Annotated in this window: 24 protein-coding genes; 4 read left to right on the forward strand and 20 right to left on the reverse strand. The window is 40.3% G+C overall.

The annotated features are described in order from the left end of the window. Positions 1 to 12: 12 nt before the first annotated feature. Positions 13 to 477: a YaiI/YqxD family protein gene (locus tag QMF37_RS05935; RefSeq protein ID WP_058386512.1), complete on the reverse strand. Its 465-nt coding sequence runs from the start codon at positions 475 to 477 to the stop codon at positions 13 to 15. After that, positions 477 to 1,049 (reverse strand): DUF1836 domain-containing protein, encoded by a 573-nt coding sequence (locus QMF37_RS05940; protein WP_283477207.1) that lies wholly within the window; start codon positions 1,047 to 1,049, stop codon positions 477 to 479. The genes QMF37_RS05935 and QMF37_RS05940 overlap by 1 nt, the downstream gene beginning before the upstream one ends. A gap of 139 nt (positions 1,050 to 1,188) precedes the next feature. On the opposite strand from QMF37_RS05940, the gene trhA reads away from it, so the two are divergent. Then, positions 1,189 to 1,836 carry a PAQR family membrane homeostasis protein TrhA gene (gene trhA, locus QMF37_RS05945; protein WP_071153451.1) on the forward strand — a complete coding sequence of 216 codons (648 nt, stop codon included), beginning with the start codon at positions 1,189 to 1,191 and terminating at the stop codon, positions 1,834 to 1,836. A gap of 96 nt (positions 1,837 to 1,932) precedes the next feature. Here the strand turns inward: trhA and QMF37_RS05950 are convergent, their stop codons facing one another. From QMF37_RS05950 to QMF37_RS05975, 6 genes are all read right to left on the reverse strand, one after another. Then, positions 1,933 to 3,105, reverse strand: a complete 1,173-nt coding sequence (locus QMF37_RS05950; RefSeq protein ID WP_071153450.1) for an MFS transporter — start codon at positions 3,103 to 3,105, stop codon at positions 1,933 to 1,935. Continuing rightward, positions 3,098 to 3,541, reverse strand: coding sequence for a MarR family winged helix-turn-helix transcriptional regulator (locus tag QMF37_RS05955; RefSeq protein ID WP_237150188.1), 444 nt, complete (start codon positions 3,539 to 3,541; stop codon positions 3,098 to 3,100). The genes QMF37_RS05950 and QMF37_RS05955 overlap by 8 nt, the downstream gene beginning before the upstream one ends. 115 nt (positions 3,542 to 3,656) lie before the next feature. After that, on the reverse strand, positions 3,657 to 4,925 hold the full coding sequence (locus QMF37_RS05960; RefSeq protein WP_071153448.1) for an acetyl-CoA hydrolase/transferase family protein: 1,269 nt from the start codon (positions 4,923 to 4,925) through the stop codon (positions 3,657 to 3,659). Positions 4,926 to 5,040: 115 nt separating this feature from the next. Next, complete coding sequence (locus tag QMF37_RS05965; protein WP_058386518.1) at positions 5,041 to 5,247, reverse strand: hypothetical protein; 207 nt, start codon at positions 5,245 to 5,247, stop codon at positions 5,041 to 5,043. A gap of 102 nt (positions 5,248 to 5,349) precedes the next feature. Then, positions 5,350 to 8,442 (reverse strand): SbcC/MukB-like Walker B domain-containing protein, encoded by a 3,093-nt coding sequence (locus tag QMF37_RS05970; protein ID WP_283477216.1) that lies wholly within the window; start codon positions 8,440 to 8,442, stop codon positions 5,350 to 5,352. Beyond that, the gene (locus tag QMF37_RS05975) at positions 8,439 to 9,605 is read right to left on the reverse strand and encodes an exonuclease SbcCD subunit D (protein ID WP_283477218.1); all 1,167 of its coding nucleotides are present in this window, start codon (positions 9,603 to 9,605) and stop codon (positions 8,439 to 8,441) included. The genes QMF37_RS05970 and QMF37_RS05975 overlap by 4 nt, the downstream gene beginning before the upstream one ends. Before the next feature lie 130 nt (positions 9,606 to 9,735). On the opposite strand from QMF37_RS05975, the gene QMF37_RS05980 reads away from it, so the two are divergent. Together QMF37_RS05980 and QMF37_RS05985 are read left to right on the forward strand one after the other, a co-directional pair. Then, on the forward strand, positions 9,736 to 9,957 hold the full coding sequence (locus QMF37_RS05980) for a hypothetical protein (protein WP_058386521.1): 222 nt from the start codon (positions 9,736 to 9,738) through the stop codon (positions 9,955 to 9,957). A gap of 50 nt (positions 9,958 to 10,007) precedes the next feature. Next, positions 10,008 to 10,448: a YtoQ family protein gene (locus QMF37_RS05985; RefSeq protein ID WP_058386522.1), complete on the forward strand. Its 441-nt coding sequence runs from the start codon at positions 10,008 to 10,010 to the stop codon at positions 10,446 to 10,448. A gap of 28 nt (positions 10,449 to 10,476) precedes the next feature. On the opposite strand, the gene QMF37_RS05990 is transcribed toward QMF37_RS05985, so the two are convergent. From QMF37_RS05990 to QMF37_RS06045, 12 genes are all read right to left on the reverse strand, one after another. Then, positions 10,477 to 10,785: a magnetosome magnetite crystal formation protein family gene (locus QMF37_RS05990; RefSeq protein WP_058386523.1), complete on the reverse strand. Its 309-nt coding sequence runs from the start codon at positions 10,783 to 10,785 to the stop codon at positions 10,477 to 10,479. 68 nt (positions 10,786 to 10,853) lie between these two features. Next, on the reverse strand, positions 10,854 to 11,837 hold the full coding sequence (locus QMF37_RS05995) for a zinc-binding dehydrogenase (protein ID WP_078080087.1): 984 nt from the start codon (positions 11,835 to 11,837) through the stop codon (positions 10,854 to 10,856). Positions 11,838 to 11,842: 5 nt separating this feature from the next. Then, on the reverse strand, positions 11,843 to 12,775 hold the full coding sequence (locus tag QMF37_RS06000; RefSeq protein ID WP_071153446.1) for an ArsA family ATPase: 933 nt from the start codon (positions 12,773 to 12,775) through the stop codon (positions 11,843 to 11,845). Between the two features lie 24 nt (positions 12,776 to 12,799). Then, complete coding sequence (locus QMF37_RS06005) at positions 12,800 to 13,063, reverse strand: cory-CC-star protein (protein ID WP_006829350.1); 264 nt, start codon at positions 13,061 to 13,063, stop codon at positions 12,800 to 12,802. A gap of 68 nt (positions 13,064 to 13,131) precedes the next feature. After that, complete coding sequence (locus tag QMF37_RS06010; RefSeq protein WP_058386526.1) at positions 13,132 to 14,868, reverse strand: carbon starvation CstA family protein; 1,737 nt, start codon at positions 14,866 to 14,868, stop codon at positions 13,132 to 13,134. 287 nt (positions 14,869 to 15,155) lie between these two features. Continuing rightward, a complete protein-coding gene (locus QMF37_RS06015) occupies positions 15,156 to 16,079 on the reverse strand; it encodes a ketopantoate reductase family protein (RefSeq protein WP_283477225.1) in 924 nt (307 codons plus the stop codon). A gap of 361 nt (positions 16,080 to 16,440) precedes the next feature. Next, positions 16,441 to 17,415 carry a quinone oxidoreductase family protein gene (locus tag QMF37_RS06020; RefSeq protein ID WP_071153444.1) on the reverse strand — a complete coding sequence of 325 codons (975 nt, stop codon included), beginning with the start codon at positions 17,413 to 17,415 and terminating at the stop codon, positions 16,441 to 16,443. A gap of 13 nt (positions 17,416 to 17,428) precedes the next feature. Beyond that, complete coding sequence (locus QMF37_RS06025; protein WP_078080086.1) at positions 17,429 to 19,195, reverse strand: acyl-CoA dehydrogenase family protein; 1,767 nt, start codon at positions 19,193 to 19,195, stop codon at positions 17,429 to 17,431. After that, complete coding sequence (locus QMF37_RS06030; RefSeq protein ID WP_071153443.1) at positions 19,185 to 19,607, reverse strand: acyl-CoA thioesterase; 423 nt, start codon at positions 19,605 to 19,607, stop codon at positions 19,185 to 19,187. The genes QMF37_RS06025 and QMF37_RS06030 overlap by 11 nt, the downstream gene beginning before the upstream one ends. A 21-nt stretch (positions 19,608 to 19,628) precedes the next feature. Continuing rightward, the gene (locus tag QMF37_RS06035) at positions 19,629 to 20,186 is read right to left on the reverse strand and encodes a TetR/AcrR family transcriptional regulator (protein WP_078080085.1); all 558 of its coding nucleotides are present in this window, start codon (positions 20,184 to 20,186) and stop codon (positions 19,629 to 19,631) included. Positions 20,187 to 20,217: 31 nt separating this feature from the next. Next, positions 20,218 to 20,991: an SDR family oxidoreductase gene (locus tag QMF37_RS06040; RefSeq protein WP_078080084.1), complete on the reverse strand. Its 774-nt coding sequence runs from the start codon at positions 20,989 to 20,991 to the stop codon at positions 20,218 to 20,220. 458 nt (positions 20,992 to 21,449) lie between these two features. Continuing rightward, positions 21,450 to 22,400, reverse strand: coding sequence for a threonine ammonia-lyase (locus QMF37_RS06045; protein ID WP_071153442.1), 951 nt, complete (start codon positions 22,398 to 22,400; stop codon positions 21,450 to 21,452). 201 nt (positions 22,401 to 22,601) lie between these two features. On the opposite strand from QMF37_RS06045, the gene QMF37_RS06050 reads away from it, so the two are divergent. Further along, on the forward strand, positions 22,602 to 23,162 hold the full coding sequence (locus QMF37_RS06050) for an SLOG family protein (RefSeq protein WP_071153441.1): 561 nt from the start codon (positions 22,602 to 22,604) through the stop codon (positions 23,160 to 23,162). Positions 23,163 to 23,216: the final 54 nt, after the last annotated feature.

Here is a 23,216-nt window from a genome sequence, read left to right on the forward strand (position 1 = left end):
TGCTCGGCGACTTTAGGTCCCGAGCATTTTTTCATTTTCGCTGACTTGTTCTAGCAATTTGATTAGGGCCACTTGAAATTTCTCATTATCTTCAGGCTGACGTTTTTTCGGTCCTTTCATTCTGCCTCCACTTTGTCGAATTTTTTTGGCGACATGACGGCCGTGGAGCAGCTGTTCAATATTTTCATCTGAATAAACACGGCCATTTTGATCGATTGGAATTCCGCGTTTGGCAAGTACCATTGCCGCAAGTCCATAATCTTGAGTGACGACAATATCCCCTTTTTTAACACGATTTACGAGAACAAAGTCCACAGCATCTGCTCCTTTTGATACGGTAATTGTCTCTGCTCCTTCTCGATGCATTTCATGGGAAGTGTCGCAAATTAAAACAACAGGCAAGCGAAATTTTTTAGCCAAATCGATGGTCTGCCCAACAACCGGACATCCGTCTGCATCAATAAGAATGTTGACCATTATTTTTCCACCCTTTCCACCATCTCGTCTACCAGTTTTTCAGCCGCTCTTCGGTAAAGATTGCTGGTGTGTACGAGTGACGCAATTAGCAGTACGCGCTCCAATTCTTCGGAGTCTTTAACTTCTACAACTTGATCGGCAGCTTCTTGTGTTTGGTGTTTTAAGGCATCCGCAAAAACCTCTGTGTTGCTTTGCTGAAGGGTTAAATAACTGCGATAAAATGCCTCTAAATCTAATTCTTTTTGTTCTGCCTTTTCATTAATTCCAGTTAACACTTGCTTAACGTCATTGATCGACAAAGCGCTTTTCATTTGATAAATCAAGCTAATCAACATAATGTGATCACGGCTGTATTTTTTGTTGTGAACCGGATAAAATAATTTTCCTTTAGCATAATTGTTAATCATCGTTTTGGTTAAGATTTTCTCATCGGAACGGCGCTTAGAATCAACAAAACTCGATTCAAACAATTGAATGACCTGATCGATATACAGGTCAATCTTTGGAATATCTTCTGGCAAAATCTGATTATGGAAAACCATCTCTCCGATGACATCAGTCGTTTTTCTCATACATCGCACGCTCCCTACAGGTATTTATATTGGATATCTTACCTTATTATTAGAGTTTCTCCAAACTTGACTCCCTTTAATAATGCGAGTATCGTTATAAGTAGTTTAAATAACTACATAGAGCGAGGAGCTATTCCATATGTCCGTATATATCCGAGAACCGTTTAATGCCTTATCCCATTTAGCAGGAGCTATTTTATCATTAGTTGCACTTTTGGCAATGGTTATTAAAACTGCTTATGCCAATGAACCTGTTTTGCACGTAATAGCTGTTTCTATTTTCGGCATCAGCTTAATTTTGTTGTATACAGCTTCTACCATTTATCATTCAGCTCTATCACAGCCTTATATTATTGCGTTTTTGCGAAAACTCGATCACTCGATGATTTTCGCTTTAATTGCAGGTTCCTACGCACCCTTTTGTTTAATCGCTCTTGGCGGAACACTTGGCTGGACCTTATTTTCACTTGTCACTATTTTAGGGCTCAGCGGAATTTTCTTTAAAATGGTTTGGTTTCATTCTCCGAGATGGCTCTCCACGGCGATTTACATCGCTATGGGCTGGATCATCATTTTCGCTGTCGTTCCCTTGGCAGACAGCCTTTCTTTAACCGGGTTGCTTTTGCTTGTTGCCGGTGGTGTTTCTTATACAGTCGGTGGTGTTATTTACGCAATAAAACCCAATTTTCTATCGTCTAAATACTTAGGTTTTCACGAGATTTTCCATCTTTTTATTCTCTTCGGCAGCCTTTTTCATTTCTTGTCTGTTTATTTTTACGTATTGTAAAATGCAACAACTAAAACCAACCTAAAAACAGATGGAGAAAAAAAGACTCTTTTTCTCCATCTGTTGTATTTTAAAGTATTATAGACAGCTGCTTTCTTAGTTTTCCTGCTTTTCTTGTTTCGATTCAATCCACATATAGTAAAAAACAACAAGGATTACAAAAAGACCGAGCATTAAGTAGAGATTTGAATACCCTGCAATTCCTGCGATTAATCCGAGCAGTACAGATCCAACTGCGATTCCGCTATCATAAAAAGCAAAGAACGTTCCTGTTGCATATCCGCTACGGTGTTTATCTGCAGCTTGGATGGCTAAACTTTGGAAACTTGGAAGCAAGGTTCCGTATCCAAGACCGATGAGCGCCCCTGATAGTAACAACATCCAAGAACTCTCCGTAAAACTTAGTGAAATGAGTCCGATTCCGAAGATGATGATAGATGGGATAATGACAACTTTTGGTCCACTAGTGTCGAATAGCCGCCCGGAAATCGGACGAACAATTAACATTGAAATTGCGTAAACAACAAAGAAAAAACTGGCAGCTTTGAGAAGTCCAAGTGATTCAGCATAAATCGAAATAAATGTAATGATGCTCGCATACGCAAACGAAATTAAAAATCCAACTGTCGCAATGGGTACCGTTTTTTTCTCTAAAAAATCATCTATCGATAGCTTAGATTTTTCTTGTTTTACGAACGGTGTTTCATCCACTTTAACGACTACTGCACAAAAGAACCCGATAATCATAATTACTGCTAACGTCGTGAAAACTGTTTGTGCTGATGCATATTGCTGTAAAGTCAACGCAATAAAAGGACCAACCACAACAGCAAGATTCATAGCGATACCGTAATAACCTAACCCTTCACCACGCCGCTCTGGCGGAATAATGTCTGCAGCGATTGCCCCTGCTACAGTGGTCAGTAAGCTAAACCAAATACCATGAAAAAAGCGGAGCCACAAAAGCACAGTAAAGCTACCAACAAATATATACAGCACAGTACTCACAGCAAAAAAGAAAAGCGAAATCATCAAGATTCGTTTTTTCCCGAATTTCTCTAGAATCATGCCTGCAAAAAAGCGCATGATAATTGCAGATAGTAAGAACACAGTTACTGCTAGTCCTCCGTCTGTTGCTGTACCCCCTAAATCATTCAATACATATAGCGGTGTATAGGTGAGTAGCGCGTAAAAAACGACAAATATAAAAAATGTGCTTACAGAAATGTTAATAAAGCTTCTCGTCCAAATTGGTCGTTTTTCACTCATTGTTTACATCCTTTTCACCAGAATTATTCGTTCCTATTTTTTTCAACAGAAGAATTAGCTGGTCTTGTTCTTTATCGGAAAGACCCGAAACTAAAGTTTTCTCGGTTTGCCCGATTCGTTCTGCTATTTCTGACATCTTTTGTTCAGCAAAAGGTGAAAGTTGAACAATTCGCTCGCGCTTGTCTTTGCCTTCTCTCCTCAATATCCATCCACTTTCTTCCAAACGTACAATCGTCCTCGTAACAGTCGGTGCTTCAACATTTAAGTATTGCCAAATTTCTTTTTGCGTCATTGAACCAAACTGTTTAAGGCAAAACAAGATAGACCACTGCGAGCTATATAATTCAAATTCTCTCAACGTATCATTTACTTCTTTCACCGATAAACGAGCTTTTTGATGAATTTCATGGAACAGTAATTTTCTCATCATTTTCATCCCCCGAACTACTTACTTAGGTAAGTATATGCTCTTTCTATAGACTAGTAAAGAAAAAGCATTTCGCTAAACGAACAAAAAGCCGTCTTCAAAAGAAAACGGCTTTTTGCTTCTATTAAATTAAAAATCCATGTTTTTTCGCGTCGAACAATAATTCTTCTCGAAACTTAGGATGAGCAATTGCCGCTAAGCGCCTTGCCCGCTCTGAGATGGAAACACCATGCAGACGAGCTACCCCATACTCTGTAACAATATGATCTACATCATTTTTTCCCGTAGTGACAACCGATCCGGGAGCAAGTTGTAGCTTAATACGTGATAATGTATCGTCTTTCGCGGTCGATGGCATGCAAATATACCCCTTACCATTTTCAGCAAATCGAACGCCGCGAGCAAAATCTACTTGGCCACCACTTGACGAGTAATACTTGCCGCCTACTGTTTCAGACGCACACTGACCGAACAAATCCACTTCTGTTGTCGAGTTTATCGATACAATATTTTTTTCTTTAGCAATTTCTCTAGGATCATTAACAACACTTACCGGCAAAAATTCAACTGCTGGATTATTATCGATAAAATCATATAAGTTTTTAGAACCAAAAGCAAAAGTAGCTACAATTTTTCCTGGATTCGTAAATTTCCGTGTTCCATCTACCGCACCCGCAGCTACCAGCTTTGCTACACCATCTGGTAGCATTTCTGTGTGAATTCCCAAATGCCGATGATCTTTTAGCATACTAATAACAGCATTAGGAACAGACCCGATTCCGATTTGCAAAGTATCCCCATCTTGAATATCTTGAATGATGGAAGATGCAATCAACAAATCTTTATCGCTTACTTCCATCACTTTTTCTTCTGAAAGAGCTGCATGATGCTCTACATAGCCTGCGATTTGGCTGATGTGAATTTGGTTGCGACCAAATGTACGCGGCATTTGATCGTTCACTTCTAAGATAAACGGCACTTTACCAATAAACTCAGCAATATAATCAGCCTGAGTTCCTAATGTAAAATAGCCGTGTTCATCCATTGGTGAAGCAACTGTTAAAATCATCGACATTTTAGTAGTTTTCCGAAGCAAACGCGGCACTTCATGGAAGTTGTTCGGAACAAGTTCCATTTTTGCCTGCTGGTAGACTTTTCGTGTAGCACCACTCAAAAAATACGAAACATGCCGCAATTGCTCGATGTCACCTTGGATGTACGAGCGTGAACGCAATGCCAACATTTGATGGATTCTTACCCCATCCAATTGCTCTGCATTTTCCTCTAATATATCTAGTAAGCGAATTGGCTCTCCATTAGCAATTGGAACGATCAAATCTGCTTTGGAATCGATTAAATCGATAACTTCTTGTGGCATTAATTTTTTTCCCATCACGTAACCCCCTGTACTTTCCCTCATAATGCTCTAGCTTTACTATACGTCATCACGACTCTATTTTCCTTCAAAATTTCTATACCATTGTACTTGCTGCACACATAAAAAACCGTCAGTTTTTCTGACGGTTTTTCAAGGCAAAACCGATGCCAGCCAAGCCAAATAATGCCATTAATGCCCACAAAATCACCAGAGTAATGGACCCTATTCCATCAGACCCTTGCACTACAGCAAATAACTGCAATGCAAAGAAAGCCAGACTGATTAAAGTAATTGCTCCAAAATAAACCATTCGCGCTTTAAAACTAAAGTTTTTCATATTGTAAACCCCTTTGGTTTCACTATTTTACACATTACGCTCTTATCTCTAGCATTCACTTTTTTGGAGTGTACTAAACGCTCGAATCCTTCGTAACCGATCTTATTTGATAAGAAATTTTGTGCGGCTATGTCCTTCTTTTGATTTTTTGACTTCCAGTATAGCCGGAATCGCAGCTTTCAGTTCTTGCACATGTGAGATAACACCAATCATTCGTCCTGATTTTTGCAAGTCAATCAAGGTTTCAATTGATTTATTAAGCGATTCTTCATCGAGTGAACCAAAGCCTTCGTCGATAAACATTGTGTCAATTGAGACATTGCCTTGGAAACTTTGAATGACGTCCGCCATTCCGAGTGCTAAACATAATGAGGCGTTGAATTTTTCTCCACCCGACATGGTTTTCACATCACGCGTCTGTCCTGTGTAAGCATCGTAAACGTCTAGACCCAATCCACTTTGTTTGCCACGGGATTCTTGACGGTCACTGCGAATCAAATGAAATTGACCATTGGATAAATTTTTCAGCCGTTCGTTGGCCGACAAGATAATTTGCTCCAAATATTCGATTTGCAAATAACGTTCAAATGAAATCTTTAAGCCGTTCTGTCCGCGAATCATGTCATGCAAATCAGCAATTCGATTCAAATTCTGTTCGGCTACAAGTGCACTTTCAATCACCCCATGAATACGCTCGATTAACTCTAACCCGATTTTTTCGAAATCGCGTGATCGATTGCGTTCTGCAAGTGCTTGCTCGTACGCATCTTTCAGTTCAACCAACTCTTCCTGTGCTTGACTCAAATCTTTGAAACTCTGAGTCGCAAGCTTTTCGTTAAGCTCGTTCACTTGTTGCGATAAAGTATGACGGGTTTGATTGAATTCAAGAATCTCTTTTTTCAATGTTGTAAATGCGGTGTCTGATATTTTTGCCTGCTGATACGCTGCTTCCGAATCAAAGGATGATTTCGTTAAAGCTTCCGTAAACTGTTGTTGCGCTTTTTCTCTTTTTTGCGCTATTTCTTCTGCTACGTCTTTAGCGTGATTGACGGAAACCAACGTACTAGCTAGCTTTTCTTTCGACTTTTGGAACTGCTCTTGAGCGCTAGTCCAGCTTTGTTCCAACTGCTGCTTGCGTGAAGAAACTTGCTGCAACTGCTGTTCTAAAACAGAGAGCTCTCGTAAATTTTCTGGAACCGCAGCCAGTTCGTTTTCAAAAACAGCTTTAGCTGCAAAATAAGAAGATTGCTTTTTCTGCACCTCTTCAACCAATCCACGGCTATTCCGCTCCAGTTCTTCTATTTTACGGGAACAATTAGCCAGTTGTTCTTTCCACTTCCGCACATCTAGTTTGGCGGCCTGCTGCTCTGTCATTTGCTCTGTTAACTGACGCTTTGTTTGTTCCAGCTGACGCGACTGCACTTCAGCCTGCTGGGCATTCAGGTTTACGTTTGTGAGTTCTATCTGTTTATTTTCCAGTTGCTCTTGCAAAGCAAACAATTTTGCTGATCCATTGCGGTATTCCGTATCCACTAAGTCAAAATCGAATTTTGCCATCTCCACTTGTTCTTTGGATACAGGTTGTTCTTCTGTTTTCAAGTCCATACCCGGATGGTCTAAACTTCCACAAACAGGACAAGCCTCTCCGTCATGCAATTGAGCGGCTAAAATATGCGCTTGATTGGTAAACCATCGCGATTCTAGTTGGCGGTAAGAAAGCTCTACTTGTTCAAAGTCTGTCTTTTTCGCTTCTTGAACAACTTGCTGCTGCTGTTTTTGCTGTTTCAGTAAAATGAACTCAGCCGTTAACTTAGCCTTCTCCGTGACTGCCATTAGCTGTTGCTGCGTTTCATCAGCTGTTTCCAGAGAAACTTCTAATTTAGTAATTTTTTCATCTAAGTCTTGCTTTTCGTTTTTCTGAACAGTGAACTCTTTTTCAGCGTGCTTTAAATGGAGTTCTGACTGCTGTAATTCTTTCTCAAGGCTGACTAGGTTTCCTTTTTTCTTTTCTAGCTCTTGAATGGCCGGCCATAGTTTTTCCAAATCACTAATTTGCTCACGTAGCTTGTCCCGTTCACCTTGAAGTTCTTGTTGTGCAATAAACTGCTTTTCAGCAGAAAGCTTTGTTTGTTGTGCCTGTTCTTGCTGGCGGATTGAATCTACTAACTCTACTTTTTTCTTCGTTTCATCAGCACTTAATTCATGAAACAAGTTTTCAATGCCTGCAATATAACTGGCACGTTCGGCCGATTGTAAAGTTGCTTCTTTTTCTGTATATTCTGCTTGCTGCTGTTGCAGCCGCTCAAGCTGTACTTTTTTCGTATTCAGTTCTTCAAAGCGATCATTCCACATTTTTGCCTCGTGATAAGCATTCATTTTGTCACCATGCTGTTTATAGACACTTTGATAATGCTGTTCATCCGCATTGATTTTTTCTTTGTAAAAGCTAGTTTCTTTCTCCAGCCCTGACAACACTTGATGAACATTCTTGTGTTCTCGATTTAATACGTCGAACAGTTCAGAATCTCGTTTTGGCAATGACGACGTGATGCGTTGGAGATGGATATTCAAGTCATGTTGCTCACGTTCGAAAACTTTAACAGCGGCATCTTTTTTTTGTTTGAGCCGTTCACTGATCAATTTATATGGCTCTGTCTTGAATATTTTACGTAAAATCTCTTCTTTATTATCTGTTTCAGAAGTTAGTAATTTACGAAATTCACCTTGTGGCAACATAACAATTTGACTAAATTGATTTTGTGTCAGTCCAATAATTTCCTCAACACGTCGATTTATTTCCGAAACAATTTGCCGCTCAACACAAGGCTTTTCAACTCCGTCAATGCGTTCAAAGAATTCATAACGTTCGCCCGTTGCGCTTTTATTGCCTTTTTTCACGTGACCCATTTGACGCAAAATACGATAGATTTTGCCGTGTATTTCAAATTCCATTTCAATACAAGTGTGGGTCGTGTCATCTGCAAAATCACTTCTTAATATGCGTGACTCGCTGCGGTCCGAACCACTAGCAGAACCGTATAAAGCAAAACAAATGCCATCAAAAATGGTCGTCTTGCCTGAACCTGTGCTACCTGAAATGACGAATAGCTGATTGCCCTGCAAATCAGCAAAATCAATTTCTTCTGTATTTTTATAAGGACCGAATGCCGTCATCTTTAGCTTTAAAGGTCTCATGACTTCACCTCTTCTATTTTGGCAGGTTCTTCATGCAGAAACTCTTGCAATACCTCTTTAAAAATATCAATCGTTTCAGCTTTCGCTTTTTCGCCTTTTACTTCCTCGTAAAAATTATGGAACAAAGACAATGAATCCATCTTTCGGCGCGATTCTGTATCACTTTGTAACAGACTCCCAGAAAAATTCTTTCGTTCCACATGCATAGCATTCGGATACACGGAACGTACTTTTTCCATCGGAAATAATACAGGCGCTTCGTCCAATAAAGTCACGAAAACAAAATCCTCGCTCATTTCATGGTGCAAAATTTCATCAATAGTGCCTTCAACCGTACGCATATCACGTCTTGGATTAAATAACCGCTTAGCTACTGACACTTCACCTTGTCCATCCATTTCAACAACATGGAAACCTTTTTTATGATGCTCTTCTGAAATCGAATATTTTAAAGGGGATCCTGAGTAACGAATGGTGTCATTCAGCACATAATGTGCTTTATGAAGATGACCAAGCGCTGTGTAATGGAATCCTTCAAAATGGCTTGCATCTACATGCTCCGCCCCGCCAATTGATAGCGGCCGTTCAGAGTCACTGGTGTTTTCTTCTTGTTCACCATGAGGCGTCACAAATGCATGCCCCACAAACACATGCCGAGCTTGCGAATCGTATGTAGCTTTAATATTTTCTGTAATAGCCTTCATCGCGTCATTATGCGTACGGATGGTATCATCTTCAAACTCGTAGCGGACCATAGAGGGATCTGCATAAGGCACTAAATGAAAATGAACTTCTCCAAACTGGTCGTTCAAGACAGTGGCTTGATGATTTTTGTGGACATGGCCAGCGAGATGAATTTCGTTCATCTTCATCAATCGGCTACCAAAATTCAATCTTCCTGGACTGTCATGGTTGCCGCCTACTGCCAAAACGGGTGTCTTTAGTTCCAACACAATTTCCGCCAGTAGTTCATCTAGTAAATTAACAGCATCAGTTGGCGGAACCGCACGATCATAAAGATCTCCCGCAATAATAATAGCGTCAGGTTGCTCTTTTTTTATAGCATCTATGAATTGCTCCAGCACAAACTGCTGTTCTTCTGTCATGTAAATTCCTTGCACTAACTTTCCTAAATGCCAATCGGCAGTGTGAAAAAACTTCATCAAATTACCCCTTTCTCGTTTCACAAAAGAATATATGTTCGTTCTATTATACACGATACTACCTACTTGTTTTAACTGTGCCGATGTTTTATAATAAGAACAAACGTTCTTATTATAAGGAGGGTTACTCATGAAAGCACAAATTTTGAAAGCTTTTAACTACCAGCAGCTGATCGATATGATGTACATGGCAAATGATGGCACCATTAGCAAACGCCGTATCAAAATTTTAAAAATTAGTGGCGACTCGTTTCAAGCCTATTGCTTTCTTCGCTACAAAAAACGCACTTTCAAAATAGATAATGTGCTTTCAGTGATGCCTGTTATCCATAGAGAACGCCAAATTATATAATTTCTGCCAGTATGATACACTGAAAGAAATATCTTTTGGAGGGTGACATGATGAGAATAACTGTTTATCTTGCTGGAGAAATTCATAGCGCTTGGCGCGAGGAAATCAAAAAAAAGGCAGCTACGTTGGATTTGCCAATTGATTTTGTAGGTCCAATGGAACTTCATGAACGTTCGGATAATATTGGCGAGGCTATTCTTGGCGAACAGCCTAACGCTGTCGCCAAAGACCACGCTGCTTCTAGCTTTAATAACTTGCGCACGAGTGTCTTGATGCACAAAGCCGATTTGGTCATTGCACTTTTCGGTGAACAGTACAAACAATGGAATACAGCAATGGATGCCAGTACAGCACTTGCTTCGGGCAAGCCAGTCATTCTCATTCGTCCAGAAAAATTACATCATCCATTAAAAGAATTGTCACGAAAAGCACATGCCACGGTTGAAACCTGTGACCAGGCAATTAAAGCGTTAACGTATATTCTTGAATAAAAAAAGTCCCCTCAAAGGGGGACTTTTTTTATCGATACCAACTTCCGACTATCGGATAGTCGAAATACTCGTTGTTTAGCGCTTTGAGAATTCCCATGATTGGAATAATGATGCCCATCAGTCCAAAGACAATTAGCATTGGAATGCCGATCAAGAAAACAATCAAAAAAATCGAGATGGAAATCAGTACACCTAAAACAAGTTGAAATAGCAGTGCCTGAATAGACAACTTCTTCACTTCTTTGTCTTGTGAAATGAGAAAAACAATTACCGGAACGAGAAATGGTGCAAAAAACGCACTAGCATGGACAAGTATTTTTAATCCTGTGTTCTCCATTGCGTAAACCTCCAGTCAAATCTTTCTTATCCTTTGTATACGATTGACTGATCAAAAAGTTTCGTTATTTATTCGCTTATTTTCAAAACGACTTTGCCAAACTGATTGCCAGACGCTAAATAATCAAATGCTTCTTGCGCTTGGTCTAACGAATAAGTTTTATCAACGACTGGTCGCATATTGTAAGATTCCATATGCTCGAGCATATCACGTAATTCTTCACGACTTCCCATCGTCGAGCCAAACAATTGATATTGTCCATAAAAAAACTGACGAAGATTAAAATCGACCGTATCTTCTGTAGTGGCTCCGAAAATAACAATGCGTCCACCTTTTTTCAAAATGTCGAGTGACCGATTAAAAGTAGCCCCTCCTACGCTGTCTATGACCAAATCAATTGTTTCATCTGCCATTTCTTCTACCCAATCGCTGTCAGTCGCAATAGTTCGATCGGCACCAATTTTCTGGGCGTGCTGACGCTTTTCTTCACTGCGGGAAGTCACGATTACTCTAGCTCCAATATTTTTAGCGAATTGAATTAAAAACGTTGCAACGCCACTCCCAGCACCTGGAATAAATAAGGTCTCGCCTTTTTTCACTTGCCCTTTTGTAAATAACGCACGGTAGCCCGTCAATGCCGGCAAAGCTAAACTTCCTGCTTCTTCCCAGCTTAAGTAATGAGGTTTTTTCTCTAGCTGTTCGGCTGACACAGTAATTTTCTCTGCAAATGTTCCGTGATCAGGCATCCCTAAAATATCAAACTCTACGGGTGGGCCTTCGCTATTGGTATACCAGCGCAGTGCAGGATTAATGATGACCTCGTCTCCAGCAGCAAAGTCGATGACATCTTCGCCCACTGACTCTACTATACCTGCCCCATCAGAGCCGACGATCATTGCCTCAGGATTGTCACCATAACGCTTGATTAAGCCCAAGTCTCTCCGATTGATGCCTGCTGCTTTTAGCGATACGACCACTTCTTCTGACTTCGCTAGCGGTTCTGGCATATCTTTTAGTTTCCATTCTCCAGATTCCATTACAAATGCTTTCATTTTGTTCATCCTTTCTGAAAATACTCACTAAACAACTCCAACTGTGTCTTACTAATAATATCTTGTGAAAAAAGCGGCACTTGCACCAATTTTTGTTTTGGAAAAGTTTCTTCGATCTGCTGTAAATACTTTTTCTCGTGTTTTTTTCTTTCCATTAAAAATTTACCATCTGCCTCTTCTGGCAGAATTTTATTGATAATCAACGTTTTTACATGAAGATGATATTGATGCAATAAATCCAATGCTTTTTTGGTTTCCAGAATAGGCAGCCGTTCTGGATTTAAGACGAAGATGAATCCTGTTTCTTTTTCATCTAGTAAGAGATCCCGTGCTTTAGAAAAACGCTCTTGTCGTTCTCTCAACACGTCATAAATAGGATCTTCACGAGGTTCACCATCATTTAGCAACTGTGTATAGTTTTCGTTCGTCTTACGCCGTTTTTCAAGTAACCCGTCAATCCAAACACCCATCAACTCAGGCAAAGTCAAAAGCCGGATAGTATGACCAGTCGGAGCTGTATCGAACACCAATTTGTCGAAGTTTTGTCGTTCTTCTAAAATAATATGAATTAGTTTATCGAACAATGCTGCTTCATCTGCACCTGGAGAAGCTTTCGCCGTATCCAATTGTCGGTTCACTTCCTCCATCATACTGGAGTGAACCGTACCTTTAATATTGGCTTTTACTGTTTTAATGTAGTTATCCGTTTCAATTTCAGGATCAATTTCCAGCGCGTAGAGATTGTCGGCAATTGCTTTTGTTTTACCGCCAATGTTCTCATTAAAAATATCGCCCACATTGTGTGCTGGATCTGTTGAAATCAATAAAGTTTTATTGCCTTCTTTGGCTGATCTCCAGGCAATGGCTGCGGCAGATGTCGATTTTCCAACGCCACCTTTTCCTCCAACAAAAATGATGTTTTTTGATAGCACATCCATCCTACTCCCTCATTCCTTATAACCCTAACAGCAACGAATGCCGGTTAACGGTGATTTATCCATTCCCATCCGCAGATGCCAATCATGGAACTCTTCAATCATGTACGGATACAATTCCAATGTGTAGTAATAAACTGGATTGGGAATGCCGAGCATCTCCGAGTAGAGCATTAGAAGAAAGAGATCATCTTCATCTCGAAGTTCACGTGCAATTTCAGTGCGATGCGGCAATTCAAGGACAGCTTCATAGAAAGCGATCAATTGTTTTAATTTATCGAACACCAACATAGTAGCACCTCTCTCTACTAAAAATACAAGGGATCACAACATGCATGATCCCTTGGCCATTCTTCATTTTATTCTTCTTCTGAGAAACCTGGATCTGTTTTATTCAATAATGCTTGGACAGCGGTTAGGATAATCCATAACGTAAAGACGAAGATGATAGCTCCAAATATGAACAACAGCATACTTGGCTGCTCTGCATACCACGCCCACTGCAAAAACACTTGCTGGAACATCGCCCAAAGCGTCATAAACATAAGGAAAATCATTGGGATGATAGTGATCATGTAATTTCGCCCGAGCTTCTTAAGCCATATGGAAATTAACAATAAACTAATACCCGCGAGTAACTGATTGGCTGTTCCGAACAATGGCCACAACAAGTAACCACCTGACCCAAATCCGTTTGGTCCTTCAGGAAGCAACACTAGTGCTGCACTTGCTCCAACGGCAAGTGTCGTCGCGACGTGTTTTTTCTCAAGAGATGGAATTTTGTATTCGACACCTAATTCCGAAATGATGTAACGCATTAAACGAACCGAAGTATCCAAAGTTGTTGCAGCAAATGAAACAACAATAATCGAAACAATTGTTGAAGCGATTTCCGGTGGAATCAGCAATCCTTGAGCTAAATTGGTAGCACCTTCGATAAAGGCCCCTAAACCAGCTCCATTAGATGCTTGGAAACTGCTATAAGTTGCAAAGAACGATTCACGGTCGGGGAATAATGTAATAACAGCAATGATGGAAATCAATGCCAAAATCCCTTCTCCAATTGCCCCTAAATAACCGACAAAGCGGGCGTCTGTTTCTTTATCCAACTGTTTTGAAGAAGTTCCGGAAGAAACCAGTCCATGAAATCCTGAAATTGCACCACAGGCAATCGTGATGAACAACAACGGAAACCAGGAGATATCGGCATCTGGATTGGTCATCGGTGCTGTGATTTTAGGGTTCGTAAATAACAAACCAAGATAAAGAATACCAAGCCCAACGATCAATTGGTGAGAGTTGATAAAATCACGCGGCTGAAGTAGTTTCCAAACCGGTAGAGTAGAAGCAATATAAACATAGATCATCAAAACAATAATCCAAATAAAGAATGCGGTGGAAATCGGATCGAGACCGAATATTCCAGTGCCATTTTCTCCACCCATGTATTGAACAAGATCAATTTGAAGAAAGCTTATTTGGCTGGCGGCGATAGCGGTTATATACATAACTGCCAAAGCAAACAACGAGGGAATAAGCATTTTCTTATTTTTCTTATAAACAGCATGACCAATCCAAACAGCCAAAGGAATCTGAATAAATACTGGTACAACGCTAGCTGGATATGAGATAAATAGTTTAGCAATAACCCAAGCAAATACTGCGTTGACCATTAGCACTAAAATTAAAATGATAAACAAGAACAAAACTTTTCCTCGTTGACCAATCAACCGGTGTGCAAGTGTTCCGACTGATTGTCCTTTGTTTCGAACTGATAAAACCAATGTCCCGAAATCGTGAACACCTGCCGCAAAGACTGTACCGAAAACTACCCATAACACTGCCGGTAGCCATCCCCAATAAACAGCAATAGCTGGTCCTAAAATCGGTGCAGCTCCAGCAACAGAAGTAAAATGATGCCCCCATAAAACAAATTTGTTGGTCGGAACAAAATCGACGCCATCTTTAAAGCGATGTGCAGGAGTAACATAGTTCGGATCAAGTTTGAAAATCTTTTCTGCTATAAATTTGGAATAAAAGCGATAACCTAGTATAAAGATGAAAATTCCGATAGCAGCAAGTGCAATAGCATTCATGAATCCAACTCCTTTTCTTTTTTTACAAACGCTAAAAAATCGCTTGTATGGCAATCATAGATGATTGTCAAAAGAATGTAAATGTTCTGACAAATATTTCTTTTATTTCACAAATGCTACAACTGTATACGTGTATTAAGAACTTCCCTCTCTCTCACCCACCTAGAATTGGAAACAAAGAAATCACTCCGACAGTATATACGTTGTAACAGTAATTACAGAAAAACTATTGTCATTTATTCAGATAGGAAGTTGCAAACGATTAGCCTGAGCAATGTTTCTTGAAACTATTGAACAGCTTGTCTTTGTTCGTACAGCATTAATTTTGTAAAAATAATTTCAAGAATAGGAACAGAAAGCTGCACTTCTTTAGCTTTACCAAGTAAGTAACCTTGCAAATGTTCGGCTTCCGTAGGCTGCATTTTCTCAATATCACGTTGCATGGAGGACTTCATTTCCGCTGACATATCATTAATCCGTTGGAATTGTGTTTCAGCAATTGCTGGTGCGATTGGTGCACCTATTTTTTCCATAATAGCTACAAGTTCTTCCAAAAACACACGGATAACGTGTTGTCCTGTTTCAAGATCTCGTATAGGTCCGATAGACGTCTCCATCATTGATGTAATGCCAGACATCGCTGTGATGAACAAATATTTATGCCACATATCTTGATTGATGTCATCGCTCTTAACGAACTCTGCTCTGGTTCCTTTAAAGGCCAACTCTAATTTGCCAATCCGTTCTGTCTGTTGACCTGTTCGTTCCCCGTAAACCAATTGATGGACAGGACTGGTCTGGACAATTGTGCCGTCGTCCGACAAAGTCGATTCGACAAAACACAAGCCTCCAAGAACTTTTTCTTCTCCGAATGCTCGAATTAGTATCTGTAAGTGAGCAATCCCATTTAGCAAAGGCAGAATCATGGTTTCTGGACCGACGAATGGCTGAACATCTTCAATTGCAGTCGTAAGCTGATAGGATTTAGTAGAAATGAGCACAACATCAAACGGCTTGCTATTATCACTTTTAGTAATTAACTTCGGTGAAAATTGTAAATCTCCATTTTTGCTTCGAATGTTTAAACCTGTTTTCTCCAATATTTCTTTTTTGTTTGCTCTTACAAGAAACGTAACGTCTTCTCCTTTTTCTACTAAACGACCACCAAAATATCCACCAATTGCACCTGCTCCAACAATTAATATTTTCATTTTCTCACTCCTTGTCTATACTTTTTTCATGTTGCCAAATCTCATGAATTATTTTGCGCGTACATTCTTTTGTACCGTAGATATTCCAAATGTGCCAACCCTCTTGCATAACCAAAAGGATAAGGATGGTAGCAAGTCAACAGTATATCGATGACATTTTTGTTCGCTAATTCAGATTCCAACAACCTCCACGTTAGGTCATTGTTTAAACCTGCACCGAAAACTGTCCAACTCTCACCATGTTCCGCTAAAAAGCGATGTACACGATTTAACCAAAAGGACAATTCAATTCAAATCAGTTTAACTCCGAGCTTCTCAAGCATGGGGATGGGATTGAAACATGTTACAGACAGTTACTATGTCATGGCTTGAGAACCAATTTCCCAATGGTTTTCCGTCCTTGCAGCGAATAATGCGCTTTGGCAGCTTCAGCAAGTGGATAAGTTCCACCAATCGTTAAAATCAATTCACCAGTCTTCATATAAGCTAATAGTTCACTAAAACTTTTTTGAATCAATTCAGGGTTGCGCATAATCTGTGGTAAGAAAAAGCCGATAACAGATTGATTTTTACGCATTAATTGACCTGGATTAAATGAAGCTTGTTCTCCACTGGCTGCTCCAAAAATGACTAGCCTGCCAAATGGAGCAAGACATTTCACGGTTTTATTAAATACTTCACCACCAACCATTTCGAGTGCTAAGTCGACACCTTTACCGTCCGTGATAGCTTTTATTTTATCTACCCAGCCTTCTTCTGTGTAGTTAACTAGATGGGTTGCTCCCATTTTTTGTGCATGAAATAGCTTTTCTTCAGTGCTAGCTGTCGCAATAATTTTTCCTGCACCAAAAATCTTTGCTAATTGCACCGCGATTGCACCAACACCACCTGCAGCAGCATGGATCAATACAGTTTCTCCTTTTTCAAGACGCCCCATAGTTTTCAATATATGATAAGCACTCAATCCTTGAAGCGGCAAGGCGACCGCTTGCTCAAAACCTACACCTTCAGGAACTCTTGTTAAAACACTTTCATCAACTGCAGCGTATTCGGCATACCCTGCGGAGCCGATAAGTGCGACGACGCGATCACCTACCTTAAACTGTGATACATTTTCTCCAAGTTCAACAATTACACCTGCTACTTCGGATCCAGGAATGTAAGGCAATTCTGTTGGTACCACATACTTTCCTTCACGTCTTGCCGTGTCTGCATAGTTAACACCAATCGCTTTTACTTCAATAACCACTTCTCTAACACTTGGATCTGGTTTTTCAGCTTCAACCCATTGCAAAACATCTGGCCCACCATATTCTTCAAATTTGATAACTTTCATCTTAAAGCCCCCCCTAACAAATATAGCGATCTGTACTCAATACATTTTGTGCTATTTGACGTTTAATCTTATTCAAGCCACCCCGCTGTAGTCGACTCAATTCATTGGTCACAGCGGTAGTATTACGAACCAATTGATCTTCTGGAGAAGCATATTGCAGCAATTTGCGCGCATTCATTTCTACTTCTAGCAATGCATCCCCACTCAACGCCTGCACCAATGGCAGTTTCTGTGCAGATAGCTGTTCCTTATCTGTTGCTATTGCTTTCGCGGTTCGAATCACTGCCGATTCCAAAGCATATAAAGCAATTGCGATATCGGCCAACATCATCAGAATTTCTTGTTCCTCGCTCAGTCGACTGCCATATGCTTGATACGCAATTCCTATGCAAAACAAGAAGATGCGGCGTATCGCCTCTACGCTTTCTATTTCCCGAGAAATAGGGCCATCTGCTATTTTTAGAGGCGACCCCATTTCTTCAATAGTTGAAGCCACCAGTTGGGAAAGCGGTACTTCCCCTTTCGCTGCCAACTTCAACAAATTTCCAGGTATCAACAAGCGGTTCACTTCATTTGTACCTTCAAAAATTCGGTTGATTCGTGAATCTCGGTACAATTGCTCTATTTTGTATTCTTTAATATAGCCATATCCCCCGTGCAATTGAAGTGCTTCGTCCGCAACAAAGTCAAGCGTTTCCGAGCCATATACTTTACACACTGCACACTCGACTGCATATTCCATTAACTGTTTAGCAATTACGCCATGATCTTGTGATTCATAAAGATTACCAAGCGCGTCTTCTAAGTACCCCGCTGTCCGATATTGCAACGATTCAGAAGCATAAATACGTAATGCCATATTCGCTATTTTTTCTTGCGTAGCTGTAAATTCAGCAATCGCTTTACCAAACTGGTGACGTGCTTTGGTATATTTCAGTGCCAACTCTAGTCCGTATTTTGCTGCGCCCATGCAGGCAGAACCCAAATTGAAGCGTCCCAAATTCAAGACATTCAAAGCGATCATGTGGCCTTTGCCGATTTCACCAAGTAGATTTTCTACTGGTACTCGACAATCTTCAAAAATGACTGCACGCGTAGAAGAACCTTTGATGCCCATTTTCTGCTCTTCAGGTCCGAGAGATAACCCGGGGTAGTCTTTTTCAACGATAAATGCCGTAAACGCTGTGCCATCTACTTGTGCATAAACGATAAAGGTATCTGAAAAATCCGCGTTTGTGATGAACATTTTCGTTCCATTTAATAGGTAATGAGTCTTTGCCTCATCGAGTTTAGCAGTGGTTTTTGCAGAAAGAGCATCCGACCCTGCCCCGGGTTCAGTCAGACAATACGCACCGATCAATTCACCAGAAGCGAGTTTTGGCAAGTACCGCTCTTTTTGCTCTGCTGTTCCAAAATAGGTAATTGGCAAAGTGGCGATACATGTATGATTAGAATGCGCTACGCCATAGCCTCCTGCTGAACCAAGCGATTCACCAACTAGTCCTTTGCTTATTTTGTCTAGACCTAGCCCCTCGTAAGCTTCTGGAACACTATGACCGAGCAAACCCAGTTCGCCAGCTTTTTTAAACAGTATTTTGACCAAGCCAAAATTCTGTTTTTCGATTTCATCATTATTTGGCCGTACTTCTTTTTCTAGAAAGCGAGTAGCCGTTTTAGCAATCAATTTATGTTCATCAGTAAAGTCTTCCGGTGTGAAAAAGTATTCAGAGGATTGATAAAGAAAAGCTGCCCCTTTATATGTTGAGGTTTTAGTTTCCACGGTGGCTTTCCTCCTTGATCAAATACTTTTCAAGTTGCTGGCGTTTTTCTTCAGGTAAGCCTTCGCTTTTTTGTGTATCAAAGTTAAAATGGACGGCATTTGCTTGCCCTTTTGCAATCAGTTTGCCACTCTCTGCATCTTTGATTTTATGTACTAGCTGGAAGCTTGAATTCCCAATTTTACTAACTTCTGTTTGAACGATTAACTTTTGATTGTAATAGCCTTGACTAACAAAATCACAAGAAATTGAGGCAAGAATAATCTTCCAGTTATTGAGGTCGCGTCCAAAGCCAAGTTCCGCAAAAAAATCAGTCCGCGCTTCTTCTAGGTATATGAAATAACTAACATTATTAATATGTCCCAATGCATCTGTTTCGCAAAACCGTGTCTTCACTGGAATTTCATATACCATTTCTATTTCCTCCTTCATCTATTAAACAATGCCATTAAAAATTAAATCACTGTATACACGTGCCAGCCGATCTGCTGAAATTTCTCCAGATGGATTAAACCATTGATAACTCCAATTAGTAACACCTAAAATGGCAAAAGCAATTATACCGGGCTCAAGCTCTTTCTTAAATTCATTTTGAGCAATGCCTTCACTTATGATAGCTTCCAAGTTTTTTCGGAATTTTTCACGCTTTCTTTTTACCTCTCGTGCATTGTCTTCACAAAGATGGCGCATTTCTCTGAAGAATACTTTGCCACTCGGTCCATGATTTGCGATATCTATAATTAGTAACGCGATAAGCTCTTCTAGCTTTTTACGGTTGCTGAGCTGATTTAGACGAACTGTTTCCTGACGTTCTAGTAAATCATCAATATAACTTACGTGAATATCCATCAACAATTGTTCCTTGCTCGTGAAATAATAGTAGAAGGTCCCTTTAGTTACGCCTAGAGTTTCGACAATATCTTGTATAGATGTATCACTAAAACCCTTTTTTTCAAACAGAAGAATGCTTTTTTGTTTAATGTCATTTTTCATGATTATCTACCACCATTCTTTTTCCTACAGCTCACAGCACATGCATACCTCCGTCAACGATTACGACATCTCCGGTGATATAATCAGATGCCTTCGATGCTAAAAATACAGCAGTCCCTTTTAAGTCTTGTTCTGTCCCAAAGCGATTTAAAGGCGTTCTGGATAATAACCCTTCCCGACCTTTATCCATCACTGCTTTTGACATTTTGGTTGGGAAAAATCCAGGGGCAATCGCATTAACATTGATATTATGCTGTCCCCACTTTGCAGCCAAATCTTTCGTGAAAGTAATGACGGCGCCTTTACTGGTGTTGTAGCCAATCGTATCCATTAACGTTGGATCAATTCCACCCAATCCGGCAACTGATGAGATATTGATAATTTTTCCGCTCTTTTGTTGGATCATCGCTTTTCCGACTTCACGACTCATCAGGAATGTGCCCGTAACATTTACATCTATCACTTTTTTCCAGGCATCTATCGGCATGTCAACAACAGGTGCCCCCCACGTGGCTCCCGAATTATTGACCAAAATATCTATCGAACCAAACGTTTCTAGTGTTTGTTGCACAAGGTTTTCTACATCAGACTCATTGGTGACATCACAGGCCAATGCTAATGTAGCGACTCCCATCTTTGCTAGTTTGTCTGCTATTTCCTGACAGGCCTCTACTTTTCGCGAACACAAGACAACGTTAGCTCCTGCCTCAGCAAAAGCTTCTGCCATCATAGCCCCAAGACCTCGGCCACCTCCTGTCACAATTGCCGTCTTACCATCTAGCTTAAATAACGCCATTACACTCATTTGTCATCCTCCTAACTGCTGATCGACCCTATACTAACTAGTCGGTATGTTCAGAATACTTAAAATTTATGTTACCGCTTCTCATTTTGTATTGCAAGAAAGGATTTCATAGTATGTAGAAAGGTTATCCCAAGAGAGCATGAACAATGACTTTTTAAGTGCAGCTCCTTTTGCATGCTACAGAACAAACTGATGTTCATTGCGACGTACGCTTCCTCGAAAGTTGCCGTTTTCATTGCCGTCAGCTGCTTTCTATATGCTCGGTGTCAGTCAAAAAAACAGCCGGAGAAAAAGAACCCTTTTTCTCCGGCTGTTTTATGCAAGAAGCTTATAGGACAGACCCAGCTTTTCATTTTCATTAGATGTTCACTATTTTTTTTGCTCGTGTTTGTCGCTGCCTTCATCTATTCGCCGAACATCGTAACTTTTAGTTTGTTACTCGACCCGCATCCAACCATTCAACTTTCTAACATATTCGAAATTTGATGAAGATCGATATTCCCACCAGACAAAATGACCGCAACCTTGTCATTTTTGCCCCCTACTTTCCCAGACATGACAGCAGCGAGTGCAGCGGCTCCTGATGGTTCGACAAGTTGCTTTGTACGTTCCATCAAAAATTGAAGAGTTTCTACTATCTCAGCTTCTGTAACCAGAACGGAATCATCCAAATGCTCTTTCAAAATAGGAAAGGTTAAATCACCCGGTTGTAAAGTACGCAGTCCGTCAGCGATAGTTGAAGTTTCGGAAATTGCGGTAATTTCTCCTTGTCGAAGTGATAAAAATGTATCATTTGCTGATTCAGGTTCGACACCTACCACTCGAACTGTCGGCTTCATGTTCTTGACCGCACAAAGAACACCAGCCATCAAGCCCCCTCCTCCTACTGGTACAACAATAACGTCAACTTCCATTACTTGTTGTAAAATTTCAAGTGCAACAGTGCCTTGCCCAGCGATAACAGCAGGATGATCATACGGGGGTATATATACTCCATTATTTTCTTTTGCACGTTGCTTAGCTCTTGGTATTCGATCAGCGGATGTTAACCCGCAATATTCAACTTCTGCACCGTATGCTTTAATAGCTGAGACTTTGGCACGATTCGCATCTTCTGGTACGACAATCACTGCGGGTATGCCCAGCTGATTAGCAACATAGGCAACTGCTTGCCCATGATTCCCTGACGACGCTGCTGTGATAAAGCACGCTCCTTCTGCCATTGCTTGCTTGACTGCATTGGCAGCTCCTCTTATTTTGAAAGAACCCGTTTTTTGGAGATGCTCTGCTTTTAAATAAACTTCTCTGTCACAACGGACGTTTAAAAGTGATGATGTTAAAATCGGAGTTTTATGGATAATATCGTTTATCTCCTCATGTGCTTTTTTTACGTCATCTAAGCTAACCACCTTGTTCACTTCCTCTCTTAATGATTGAATTTTTCTGTATGGACTGTATTTTATCATACTCACACTCAAGTAAATTAACTATTACAGTAATTCGGATCATCAGTAAGTACTTGCCGTTGTCACTTACAAACGGCTTGAGTATTCAATCCTTCTTCTTTCATGTAGACTAAAATTTCAAATCTTTTAAAGGGAGTGAAAAAATTGTTGAAGCGATTAGTCGTCACTGGTTACAAACAGCACGAACTAGGAATATTTGACGAAAAGAATCCCGGTATTCGCTTTATTAAAAAAGCGCTAGAAAACAGATTCCGTGTGTTACTTGACGAAGGGCTCGAATGGATTATTTTAAGTGGTCAGCTTGGTATCGAAACTTGGGCTGCAGAAGTCGTTCTTGAGTTGAAAGAAGAATTTCCTCAATTAAAATATGCGTTGTTAACACCGTTTATCGATCAAGAAAAAAGATGGAACGAAACTAAGCAAGAAAACTACCGAACGATCATCGACAGCGCCGACTTCCATCGCAGCTTAACTAGTAAACCTTACGAGGCGCCTTGGCAATTTATAGAGAAAAACAAATTTTTCCTGCGCAATTCTGATGGCATTTTAATCGTCTATGATGAAGAAACTGATGGTTCTCCAAAATTCATAAAAAAAGAAGCCGAACGTTACGCAGAGACAGCAGATTATGAAATACTAACGATAACTGGCGATGACCTCCGCGTTGTTGCAGAAGAAGAACAAATGGAGGAGTGGAATGATTAAAGACGAGTATGCCACAGCGGTTGACTATAGACCTGCTTTTAGGTACCCTTAAAG

The organism is Planococcus sp. S3-L1 (genome assembly GCF_030063085.1).
Classification (GTDB): domain Bacteria; phylum Bacillota; class Bacilli; order Bacillales_A; family Planococcaceae; genus Planococcus; species Planococcus kocurii.